This window comes from Pseudomonas sp. Root562 (assembly GCF_001427125.1).
Taxonomy (GTDB): Bacteria; Pseudomonadota; Gammaproteobacteria; order Pseudomonadales; family Pseudomonadaceae; genus Aquipseudomonas.
In genome coordinates this window covers 58,101-69,702 of record NZ_LMGK01000012.1, presented here as the reverse complement: position 1 = coordinate 69,702, position 11,602 = coordinate 58,101, and the positions used below count along the sequence as shown (strand labels likewise).

General features: G+C 61.7%; 8 protein-coding genes. All 8 read right to left on the bottom strand.

From position 1 onward, the window contains the following. Positions 1–65: 65 nt before the first annotated feature. Positions 66–1,244 carry an NAD(P)/FAD-dependent oxidoreductase gene (locus tag ASD60_RS10385; protein WP_056853914.1) on the bottom strand — a complete coding sequence of 393 codons (1,179 nt, stop codon included), beginning with the start codon at positions 1,242–1,244 and terminating at the stop codon, positions 66–68. A gap of 135 nt (positions 1,245–1,379) precedes the next feature. Beyond that, complete coding sequence (dbpA, locus tag ASD60_RS10380; RefSeq protein ID WP_236708449.1) at positions 1,380–2,717, bottom strand: ATP-dependent RNA helicase DbpA; 1,338 nt, start codon at positions 2,715–2,717, stop codon at positions 1,380–1,382. A 105-nt stretch (positions 2,718–2,822) separates the two neighbouring features. Beyond that, positions 2,823–4,250: a multidrug transporter subunit MdtD gene (mdtD, locus tag ASD60_RS10375; protein WP_056853912.1), complete on the bottom strand. Its 1,428-nt coding sequence runs from the start codon at positions 4,248–4,250 to the stop codon at positions 2,823–2,825. 133 nt (positions 4,251–4,383) lie between these two features. Next, a complete protein-coding gene (locus ASD60_RS10370; RefSeq protein WP_056853911.1) occupies positions 4,384–5,721 on the bottom strand; it encodes a TldD/PmbA family protein in 1,338 nt (445 codons plus the stop codon). Beyond that, positions 5,721–7,163, bottom strand: coding sequence for a TldD/PmbA family protein (locus ASD60_RS10365; protein WP_056853910.1), 1,443 nt, complete (start codon positions 7,161–7,163; stop codon positions 5,721–5,723). The genes ASD60_RS10370 and ASD60_RS10365 overlap by 1 nt, the downstream gene beginning before the upstream one ends. A 247-nt stretch (positions 7,164–7,410) precedes the next feature. After that, positions 7,411–9,111 (bottom strand): choline dehydrogenase, encoded by a 1,701-nt coding sequence (betA, locus tag ASD60_RS10360; RefSeq protein WP_056853909.1) that lies wholly within the window; start codon positions 9,109–9,111, stop codon positions 7,411–7,413. A gap of 214 nt (positions 9,112–9,325) precedes the next feature. Beyond that, entirely contained in the window at positions 9,326–10,798 is a 1,473-nt protein-coding gene (gene betB / locus ASD60_RS10355; protein WP_056853908.1) for a betaine-aldehyde dehydrogenase, read from the bottom strand. Between the two features lie 62 nt (positions 10,799–10,860). Continuing rightward, positions 10,861–11,454 (bottom strand): transcriptional regulator BetI, encoded by a 594-nt coding sequence (gene betI / locus ASD60_RS10350; RefSeq protein WP_056853907.1) that lies wholly within the window; start codon positions 11,452–11,454, stop codon positions 10,861–10,863. Positions 11,455–11,602: the final 148 nt, after the last annotated feature.

Sequence of the window (11,602 nt, the reverse complement as noted above, 5' to 3'; positions counted from 1 at the left end):
TACTGGCCTCATCGCTGGCAAGCCAGCTCCCACAGGGATGGTGCTTCACATTTGAAAGACGGTCGTCAGACGTACTGTGCGGCCGCGTAGCCGGAAGCCCACGCCCACTGGAAGTTGAAGCCGCCCAGATGCCCGGTCACGTCCAGCACTTCGCCAATGAAATACAGGCCCGGGCTTTTCAGCGATTCCATGGTCTTGGACGACACTTCGTTGGTATTCACGCCACCGAGCGTCACTTCGGCGGTGCGATAGCCTTCGGTGCCGGCAGGTACGACCTTCCAGCTCGCCAGTTTTTCGGCGATGGCGGCGATTTCTGCGTGGGTGTACTGCTTCATCGGTTTGGAGACGAACCAGTTGTCCGCCAACAGGTTGGCCATCTTCTTGGTGAAGATTTCCCCGAGCAGGGTTTTCAGCTCGCTGTTGGGACGTTCGGCCTGTTGCTGTTGCAACCAGTGCGCTGCGTCATGGTCGGGCATCAGGTTGATCTCGACCGTATCGCCGGATTCCCAGAACGAAGAAATCTGCAAAATCGCCGGACCACTGAGGCCGCGGTGAGTGAACAGAATGTTCTCGCGAAAGCTTTGGTCGTTGCAGCTCACCAGGCAATCCACCGAGGTACCGGACAGTTCGCTGCACAGTTCCTTTAGTTGATCGGTGATGGTGAACGGGACCAGGCCGGCGCGGGTGGGCAGCAGTTCGTGACCGAATTGCCTGGCCACCTGGTAGCCGAAACCGGTGGCGCCCAGGGTTGGGATCGACAGGCCGCCAGTGGCGATCACCAACGATTCGCACGTCATCTGACCGAGGGTGGTGTCGAGCAAATAGCCCTTCTCGAGTTTCTCGATGCTCTGGATCGACGTGTCCAGGTGCAGGCTGACACCAACCTGATCGCACTCGTCGAGCAGCATTTGCAGGATGTCGCTGGACTTGTTGTCGCAGAACAACTGACCGAGTTTTTTTTCGTGATATGGCACGCCGTGCTTGGCAACCATGCCGATGAAATCCCATTGGGTATAGCGGGCGAGCGCCGATTTGCAGAAATGCGCGTTCTGCGACAGGAAATTGCTCGGCTCGGTGTACATGTTGGTGAAATTGCAGCGGCCACCGCCCGACATCAGGATTTTCTTGCCGGCCTTGTTGGCATGGTCAAGCAACAACACCTTGCGCCCGCGCCCGGCGGCGGTCAGCGCACACATCAACCCTGCGGCGCCAGCGCCAATGATCACGACTTCGGTAGAGCGCAAAACGGTGTCCTCAACTGTTCTCGAGCATTCCCACGCTCTGCGTGGGAATGCCGCCATGGACGCTCTGCGTCCGCCGTCATGTGACGCGCAGCGTCACGGGATGCATTCCCACGCGGAGCGTGGGAATGATCAGGGTCACAGGATACGCACGCGCAGCGAGCGGCCTTTGATCTTGCCGTCGTTCAAGCGCTGCAAGGCCTGCTTGGCGATTCCGCGTTCCACGGCCACGTAAGCCTGGAAGTCAAAAATCGCGATCTTGCCAACCTGCGCGCCCGGGATGCCGGCATCACCGGTCAGTGCGCCGAGAATGTCGCCTGGCCGAACCTTGTCTTTGCGGCCAGCACCGATGCACAGGGTGCTCATCTGCGGCAGCAGTGGGCCGCCGCCCTGATTGGTCAGGTTGTCCACCTGATCCCAGGTCAGCGGCGATTTCTGCAACTGTTCGATCGCCTGCGCACGCTGGGCTTCGGACGGCGCGACCAGGCTGATCGCGATGCCTTTCTCACCGGCACGACCGGTACGGCCGACGCGGTGGATGTGGATTTCCGAATCGCGGGCGAGCTCGACGTTGATCACCATGTCCAGGGAATCGATATCAAGGCCGCGGGCCGCGACATCGGTGGCCACCAGTACCGAGGTGCTGCGGTTGGCGAACATGGCCAGCACCTGATCGCGGTCACGCTGTTCCAGGTCGCCGTGCAGGCCGACCGCGGAAATGCCTTTGGCAGTCAGGTGGTCGACGGTTTCCTGAACCTGCTGTTTGGTGAAGCAGAACGCGACGCAGGACGCCGGGCGGAAGTGGCCGAGGACCTTGGTCACGGCGCTCATGCGCTCTTCCGGAGAGATTTCGTAGAAGCGCTGCTCGATCTGCGTGTCGTCGTGGAACGCCTCGGCTTTCACTTGCTGCGGGTTGCGCATGAACTTCGAGGCCAGCTGCTTGATGCCCACCGGGTACGTGGCGGAGAACAGCAGGGTCTGGCGGCGCTCCGGGGCCTGCATGATGATTTCTTCGATGGAGTCGTAGAAACCCATGTCGAGCATGCGGTCGGCTTCGTCGAGAATCAGCGTGTTCAGGCCGTGCAGGACCAGCGAACCCTTGCGCAGGTGCTGCTGGATGCGCCCCGGCGTGCCGACGATGATGTGCGCGCCGTGTTCCAGCGAAGCGATCTGCGGGCCGAGGGACACGCCGCCGCACAAGGTCAGGACCTTGATGTTGTCTTCGGCACGGGCCAGGCGACGGATTTCCTTGGCGACCTGGTCGGCCAGCTCGCGGGTCGGGCACAGGATCAGTGCCTGGCAGCCGAAGTAGCGCGGATTGATCGGGTTCAGCAGGCCGATACCAAAGGCTGCGGTTTTGCCGCTGCCGGTCTTGGCCTGGGCGATCAGGTCCATTCCCTTGAGGATCACCGGCAAGCTTTGCGCCTGGATCGGCGTCATCTGGGCATAACCGAGGGAGTCGAGGTTAGCCAGCATGGCGGCGGACAGCGGCAAAGTATTAAATTCGGTGGCGATGGTGGTCACGGGACTGGCCTGCAAAACAAAATGTCGCGCAGTGTACCAGTCCGATGGCCTTTAGCCCTAAGGCTCGATGTGTTCTTCCGGACGTTTGACTCGCCGTCCGTCTTCTCTCGAGAGTTGGGAGAAGATCGTAGCCGCCAGCATGGCCATGATTCCCACCGTCACGAATGTGAGCTGGAACGCGCCCAGAACCGTGTCCACGCCGTCTTTTCCGATTTGCGCGCTGAACCCGCCGAGCAACGCACCGGCACAGGCCACGCCCAGGCTCAGGGACAATTGCGCGACCACCGATAGCAGACTGTTGCCGCTGCTGGCGCTGGCGTCGTCGAGGTCGATCAACGTCACGGTGTTCATCGCCGTGAACTGCAAAGAGTTGATCGCGCCAAGGATCGCCAGCAGGCACAGCAGCAGCCAATAAGGCGTCTGTTCGCTGACCAGGCCCATGCTCGCCAACATGATGCCCAGTGCCAGGGTGTTGCCGGTCAGCACGATGCGGTAGCCCAGACGTTCAATCAGCGGCCGCGCCACCCACTTGGCGATCATTGCCGCCGCTGCCAGCGGTAGCATGCTCATCCCGGCCTGGGACGGCGAATACCCCAACGCCACTTGCAGCAGCAACGGCACCAGGAACGGCAGCGCGCCACTACCCAGGCGAGCGAACAGGTTGCCGAGGATACCGACGGCAAAGGTCCGGGTCTTGAACAGCGATGGCGCAAACAGTGGATTCTCGATATGCCCGGCGCGCAGCCAATACGCCGCCAGGCACGCCATGCCGGCGAACAACAGCAACATCACCCGCAGGTGCGGCAGGTGCAGTTCGCCCAGACCTTCCATGGCGATGGTGATCAGGATCATCGCCGCACCGAACAGCAAGAACCCCAGGCTATCGAAGCGCGTACGCTCGGAGCCGCGCAGGTCAGGGATGAATTTCCACACGGCGTAGCAACCAATCAGGCCCACCGGCAGGTTGATCAGGAAGATCCAGTGCCAGGTCAAAAACTGCACCATCCAGCCGCCCATGGTCGGGCCGATCAGCGGGCCGAGCAGGCCGGGAATGGTGATGAAGCCCATGATCCGCACCAGTTCCGAACGCGGGTAAGCGCGCAGCACCACCAGCCGCCCGACCGGCAGCATCAGAGCGCCGCCCAGGCCCTGGATGATCCGGGCGCCGATCAACTGGGTCAGGCTGGTCGACAATGCGCAGAGCAGCGAGCCGAGGCTGAACAGCAGAATCGCGCTGAAGAAGATTTTCCGGGTGCCGAAGCGGTCGGCAATCCAGCCCGAGGCGGGAATCAGCAAGGCCACCGTCAGCATGTAGGCAATGATCACGCCTTGCATGCGCAGCGGATCTTCCGCCAGGTCCCGGGCCATGGCTGGCAGGGCGGTGTTGAGGATCGTCCCGTCGAGGGACTGCATGAAGAAGGCAATGGCGACGACCCACGGCACCCAGCGGGCGGTGACAGGATCGAGAGGCGGGCGGTTGGGCATGGGACCTCTGGTTGTCGGTAATGATCGTTCCCACGCTCCGCGTGGGAATGCCTCTTGTGACGCTCTGCGTCACGCTTTGGGACGCGGAGCGTCCCGGGCTGCATTCCCACGCAGAGCGTGGGAACGAGCAGGTTCAGAGGGTCAAGGTCAACCGGCTGACAAGCGCCCCCGGCAACAACGCCGAGGCCGTCGCGCGCTGGCTGTAGGTACTGGCCGACAACAGCAACTCGCGCTCCCGGGTCAGCGCTTCCAGCTGCGAACCGAGCAGGCTGAAAGCGCTGTCATCGAAACGCATGGTGCTGACCGGCGCCTGTATCTCGCCGTTCTCCACCCAGAAGGTCGCGAAGCGGGTCATGCCGGTCAGGCGTGCCGCCGGTTGATCCGAGAAGTTCAGATACCACAGGTTGCTGATGTACAAACCGGTACCGAGCTGCCTGAGGACGTCTGCTTCGGGTAAATCACCGGCCTTCAAATCCAACGCACTCGGCGATTCGCCGCCGCTGGCGCCGTTGGCGGTCAAGCCGTATTCGGCGGCGCTGCGTGAACCGACCAGTTGTGCGCCGGCCTGGCCCTCGACGATCAATTTGAGATCGCTGCGCGGATAACCTTCATCCGAGAACGCCGGGCTCAGCGAACCGCTGACCTTTTCCTCCAGCGAGACCAGCGGGCTGAAGTGTTGATCGCCGCCATAGAGCTTCTGCAATGGGCTGCTTTTGCTGGCAATCGACTGCGCGGAAAAACCGCCCCAGCACAGCATGCCCATGATTTCTTCCAGCGCGGCGGGGGCGAGATAAGCGCGGTACTGACCGGGCGCCAATGTGCGCAGCGGTCGCCCGAGAAACTCAAGTTGTTCGCGAGCCAGCTGAAAACGCTTGGCAAAACCTTCGCTGCTCCAGTGATGCCCGGCATAGCTGGCCTTCACTGCCTGGTCGTTTTCATGGAACAGGCTGAAATCGAAGTTGAAGCTGTTGGCCTGATGCCAGCCGAACGCGCCAGCGGAACTGGCAAAGCCTCGGCTGATCGGCCCGGCGGCATAGAAACCGACCAGATCCAGACCTTCAGCGGCTTGGGTGATTTCGGCGACCACCTGCTCGGTGTCCGGCAGCGGATGTTCCTGCACATTCTTGCTTTGCCAGCCGTTGTAATTGAGCAGCAGGTACGGATCCTTGGGCAGCAGCGGCAAGGTTTCACGCAGCTGTTGCAGGCCTTCGGTCAGACGCTGAAGGTCGACTGCCGGATCGTCCGCCAGGGTGATTTGCAGGTCGGCGTGACGGCCATCGTTGATCAGCTTCAAACCGATGCTCGCCTGCTGCACTTGCCCGGCCTGCCGCACCTTGGCGTGGTTGAAACGCACAAAGGCCGATGACTCGGCGGCGTAGCTGAGGGTGAACTGTTCCGGTTCGCGCAGGGCTGCGCGCAATCCGGCGACCAGGGCCTTGAATGATTCGACCTGAGATTTCGCAGTGCTCATCAGGCGTCCCCCCCAAATACATCAACGTTGCTGAATACGCAGGCCGGCGAAGCGTGGCCGACGCGGATCACCTGATTCGGTTCACCCTTGCCGCAATTCGGCGTGCCGAGGACCTTGACAGTGTTGGCATCGCCGACGGCGCTGAGGCTCTTCCAGAACTGCGCGGAGATCGCCCGGTAATTGGGATTCTTCACCACGCCTTTGAGTTCGCCGTTTTCAATCAATTGGCCCCATTCGCAGCCGAACTGGAATTTGTTGCGCGCATCGTCGATGGACCATGAGCGGTTGGTGCTCATCAGAATGCCGTGCTCGATGCCGCCGATCAGTTGCTCCAGCGGCTGATCGCCCGGTTCGATGTTGAGGTTGGCCATGCGATCGATCGGCGGACGGTTCCAGCCGCAGGCGCGGCTGTTGGCGACGCCGTCCATGCCGGCGCGAAATTGCGACAGCGCGCCGCCCAATGGGCGCAGCAACCGGCCTTCGCGGATCAGGAATTGTTTGCTGGCCGGCGTGCCGTCGTCGTCATGGCCGTAGCTGGCGAGCTGCTCGGGGATGTCCGGGTCGAAGGTCACGTTGAGTAACTTCGAGCCGTACTGCAGGTGACCGAAGTCTTCAGCCTTGACGAAACTGGTGCCGGCGTAATTGCGTTCGTCGCCGAGGATACGGTCCAGTTCCAGCGGGTGGCCGATGGATTCGTGGATCTGCAACATCATCTGGTCGGGCATCAGCAGCAGGTCGCGCGGACCTTGCGGTGTGTTCGGCGCCAGCAGCAACTGCAAGGCTTGATCGGCAACTTTTACCCCCGCGCCAATCAGTCCGCAGCGGCTGATGACATCAAAGCCGCCCTGTTGGCCGAAGTTTTCCCGGCCGAGCGTTCGGGTCTGGCTGTCGTTGCCGTCGTAGGCGGTGACATCAAGACCGGGGTAGACGAAGCGCTGGGCCTGACGCAGTTCGGCGCCGGCACTGTTGAGGTAAATCTGCTCGACATTGGTGATGCCGATGCTCACCTGCCAGTTCACCAGGCGATCGTCCTTGGGCACGGAAGCGGATTCGGCGCTGAGCAATGCGTAGCAGTCACTCAGGGACGGGAAGGGCTGGTCGAGGTTCGGTGAAAAGTAATCGGCTCGGTCGCTGGAAACGCCTTGTTCGCGCAGGTCCAGCAAGGCATGAGGCTTGAGCCGGCGAGCCTGCTGTTCGGCGCGTTCGAGCGCGGCTTGCAGGCCTTGTTGCGATAGGTCATTGGTCGCGGCGTAGGCTTCGACGCCATTGACCCGGGCAGTCAGCATCGCCCCTTCGTCACGGCTCAGGCTCGGCGGCTCGGCGACGTTCTTGCGTACCGACAGGTACTGGCCGGACTCGCGCACGTAACGCAGGGAAAAGAATTCAGCGCCCGTGCGCAACGCAGCAAAACGCTGCATGAGCTGGGGTTGGAAATCGAACATTCGGGAACCTCCTTGGTATGGAGTGACGGCGAAGCGGTGTTGCGAGGGGGAGGAGTGAAACGATTGCGTGGCGCTAGAGTAGGCCTGTGCGGGGGGTGGGATCAAGGAGGGAGCAGATTGATGATCGTTCCCACGCTCTGCGTGGAAACGCCTCTTGTGACGCTCCGCGTCACGCTTTGGGACGCGGAGCGTCCCGGGCTGCGTTCCCACGCAGAGCGTGGGAACGATCAGGGTGCGGTGGAGCGTCTTAAGCGGTCTGGGTAACTTCACGCATCGGCTTGCCCTTCACCGGTGCGCCACCCGCCACGTAGTAAGTGGCAGTGCTGCGTGGCAACGGCTTGCGGCCACGGATCTTGTCGGCGATTTTCTCGGCCATCATGATCGTCGGCGCGTTGAGGTTGCCGGTGGTGATGATCGGCATGATCGAGGCATCGACCACGCGCAGGCCTTGCAGGCCATGTACACGACCTTCGCCATCGACCACGGCCATCTCGTCGGTGCCCATCTTGCACGAGCAGGACGGGTGGAACGCGGTTTCGGCGTGTTCGCGGATGAACTTGTCCAGTTGCTCGTCGGTTTGCACCTCGATGCCCGGGCTGATTTCGCGACCGCGGAAGGCGTCCAGTGCAGGTTGCTGCATGATTTCACGGGTCAGGCGGATGCCGTCGCGGAATTCCTGCCAGTCCTGCTCGGTGGCCATGTAGTTGAACAGGATGCTCGGGTGCTGGCGCGGGTCCTTGGATTTGGCCTGGATGCGCCCGCGGCTCGGCGAACGCATGGAGCCCATGTGCGCCTGGAAACCGTGCTCTTTCACACCGTTGCTGCCGTTGTAGTTAATCGCCACCGGCAGGAAGTGGTACTGGATGTTCGGCCATTCGAATTCCGGACGGGTACGGATGAAACCGCCGGCTTCGAACTGGTTGCTGGCGCCGATTCCGGTGCCGTTGAACAACCACTCGGCACCGATCGCCGGCTGGTTGTACCAGAGCAACGACGGGTACAGCGAGACCGGTTGGGTGCAGGCGTATTGCAGGTACAGCTCAAGGTGGTCCTGCAGGTTTTCACCGACGCCCGGCAGGTCGTGGACCACCGGAATGTCGAGCTTGTTCAGCAACTCGGCCGGGCCGACGCCGGAGCGCTGCAGGATCTGCGGCGAAGCGATGGCGCCGGAGCACAGCAGCACTTCCTTGCGTGCTTTGACTTCAACGCGTTCTTCGGCGTCGCCGACCAGGTAACGCACGCCGACCGCACGCTTGCCTTCGAACAGAATCTTGTCGGTCAGGGCGTGGGTAACGATGGTCAGGGTCGAACGCTTTTTGGCCACGTCCAGGTAACCGCGAGCGGTGGAGGCACGACGGCCTTTCGGCGTTACGGTGCGGTCCATCGGACCGAAGCCTTCCTGCTGATAACCGTTCAAGTCTTCGGTGCGCGGGTAACCGGCCTGCACGCCGGCTTCGACCATGGCGTGGAACAGCGGGTTGTTGCCGGCTTTTGGCGTGGTCACGCTGACCGGGCCGTCGCCACCGTGGTAGTCGTTCGGGCCGATGTCGCGGGTTTCCGCTTTACGGAAATAGGGCAGGCAGTCCAGGTACGACCAGTCTTCCAGGCCTGGCAGTTTTGCCCAGCCGTCGTAGTCCATGGCGTTGCCGCGGATGTAGCACATGCCGTTGATCAGCGAGGAACCGCCCAGACCCTTGCCGCGACCGCACTCCATGCGACGCCCGTCCATGTGTGGCTCTGGATCGGTTTCGTACGCCCAGTTGTAACGACGGCCTTGCAGTGGAAACGCCAGCGCCGCAGGCATTTGCGTGCGGAAGTCGAAACGGTAGTCCGGGCCGCCGGCTTCGAGCAGCAGGACGGTGACGCCTGCGTCTTCGGTCAGACGGGTCGCCAGGGTGTTACCGGCCGAGCCGGCACCGATGATGATGTAGTCGAATTCTTGGGACATTGAATGCACCCTCTTTGATGTTGGTTCAGGTCGCGCGCCGAGTTGCCGATCGTTGTGGCGAGGGAGCTTGCTCCCGCTCGGCTGCGCAGCAGTCGCAAAGTCAGCGACTGTGTTGTGTCTGCATGAACGCGGTGTCTGAAGTTGGGGCCGCTTCGCAGCCCAGCGCGAGCAAGCTCCCTCGCCACAAGGGCCGCAACTTCAGAACTGCGTCAGATCAGAACACCGAGACGTAATCGCCCAGCTCGACCTGTACCGATTTGATGCGGGTGAAGTTGTTCAGTGAGCTGATGCCGTTCTCACGGCCGACACCCGACTGCTTGTAGCCACCGACCGGCATCTTCGCATCGGACTCGCCCCAGGCGTTGATCCAGCAAATACCGGCTTCGAGTTGATGAATCACGCGGTGCGCACGGTTCAGGTCCTTGGTGACGATACCGGCGGCCAGGCCGAAGTCGGTGTCGTTGGCGCGGCGGATCACTTCTTCTTCGGTTTCGTAGGAGAGGATCGCCATCACCGGGCCGAAGATTTCTTCACGCACGATGGTCATGTCGTCGGTGCAGTCGGTGAATACGGTCGGCGCGACGAACGCACCTTTGGCGAATTCACCGTCAGTCAGACGCTGGCCGCCGCACAGCAGACGGGCACCCTCTTCCTTGCCCTTGGCGATGTAGCCCAGCACGCTTTCCATGTGGGCGAAGCTCACCAGCGGACCGAAGTTGGTGTTTTCGTCTTGCGGGTTACCGATGCGGATGCGCGCAACGCGTTCAACGATTTTGGCTTCGAAAGCCGCTTTGAGGTGCGCCGGTACGAACACGCGAGTGCCGTTGGTGCAGACCTGGCCGGAGCTGTAGAAGTTGGCCATCATCGCGGTGTCGGCGGCGCGATCGAGGTCGGCGTCGTCGCAGATGATCAGCGGCGACTTGCCGCCCAGCTCCATGGTCACGTCCTTGAGCGAAGAGCTCGAAGCGCTGGCCATGACTTTCTTGCCGGTGTCGGTGCCGCCGGTGAACGAGACTTTCTCGATGCGCGGGTGCTCGGTCAGCCAGGTGCCGACTTCACGGCCGCTGCCGGTCAGGACGTTGAACACGCCGTTCGGCACGCCGGCCTCGGTGTAGATCTCGGCCAGTTTCAGGGTGGTCAGCGAAGTGACTTCGCTTGGCTTGAAGATCATCGCGTTACCGGCCGCCAGGGCTGGTGCGGATTTCCACAGGGCGATCTGGATCGGGTAGTTCCAGGCGCCGATACCGGCCACCACGCCCAGCGGCTCGCGACGGGTGTACACGAACGACGTGGTGCGCAGCGGAATCTGCTCGCCTTCGATGGCCGGCACCAGGCCTGCGTAGTATTCCAGCACGTCGGCACCGGTAACGATGTCGACGTAACGGGTTTCGGAGTAGGCCTTGCCGGTGTCCAGGGTTTCCAGGGCAGCCAGTTCATCGTTGCGTTCACGCAGGATTTCCACGGCGCGACGCAGGATGCGCGAACGCTCCATGGCGGTCATGGCAGCCCAGATTTTCTGGCCCTTTTCGGCGCTGACGACGGCACGCTCAACGTCGTCGAAGGTAGCACGTTGGACTTTTGCGAGGACTTCACCGTTAGCCGGGTTGATGGCTTCGAAAGTGGCGTCGCTGCTGGCGTCGCTGTACGCACCATCGATGTAGAGTTTTTGCAGTTCGAAACGGGCCATAAAGTCCTCGCAAGTGCATCAGTGATTGGCGCGGTCCGGTGGTTGAGCGTTCTATGTGTGCTCTAACTCACCCGCTTGGCCAGTTGGATATCCATGTATTCGTAAGCGATCTGTTGCGCCTGCTCGGTGTCGAAAGCGTCTCCCGACAGCGCGCCGCGCAACCACAAACCGTCAATCAACGCTGCCAGGCCGCGGGCGGCGGTGCGCGCATCATTGAGCGGCAACACGCGGCGGAACTGGCAGCACAGGTTGGAATACAGACGGTGATCGTTGATCCGCTGCAACCTGTGCAAAGACGGTTGGTGCATGCTGGTTGCCCAGAAGGCCAACCAGGTTTTCATTGCCGGGCCATTGACCTGGCTGGCGTCGAAGTTGCCTTCGATGATCACCTGCAGATGCGCTCGCGGGCTGTCATCTTTCAGCGCCTGTCGGCGCGCGGTGACGTTCTCGCTCAGGACCGTCATCAGGTACCCCATGGTGGCGGCGATCAGGCCATTCTTGTCCTGAAAATAGTGACTGATGATGCCATTCGAGACACCGGCCAAACGGGCGATCAGCGCAATGCTGGCGTCCCCCATTCCGACCTGATCGACGGCCAGCAAAGTGGCTTCGATCAATTGCTGGCGGCGGATGGGTTGCATACCGACCTTGGGCATCTTGCACATCTCCTTAGGCCTTCCGGCAGACGCAAAACGTCTGTCGGACTGAGGGCCAGTCTATTTTGTTTTGATTGAACGTTCAATCAACAAAGAATAAGATCTGCGACAATTCGTCGCTGCTTACAGATTTTTCCTACGCATAAAT

Coding starts and splice junctions, on each gene's coding strand:
- ASD60_RS10370 (WP_056853911.1), bottom strand. CDS start 5,721: ATGAGCACTGCGAAATCTCAGGTCGAATCATTCAAGGCCCTGGTCGCC.
- betA (WP_056853909.1), bottom strand. CDS start 9,111: ATGTCCCAAGAATTCGACTACATCATCATCGGTGCCGGCTCGGCCGGT.
- dbpA (WP_236708449.1), bottom strand. CDS start 2,717: ATGCTGGCTAACCTCGACTCCCTCGGTTATGCCCAGATGACGCCGATC.
- betI (WP_056853907.1), bottom strand. CDS start 11,454: ATGCCCAAGGTCGGTATGCAACCCATCCGCCGCCAGCAATTGATCGAA.
- ASD60_RS10365 (WP_056853910.1), bottom strand. CDS start 7,163: ATGTTCGATTTCCAACCCCAGCTCATGCAGCGTTTTGCTGCGTTGCGC.
- betB (WP_056853908.1), bottom strand. CDS start 10,798: ATGGCCCGTTTCGAACTGCAAAAACTCTACATCGATGGTGCGTACAGC.
- mdtD (WP_056853912.1), bottom strand. CDS start 4,250: ATGCCCAACCGCCCGCCTCTCGATCCTGTCACCGCCCGCTGGGTGCCG.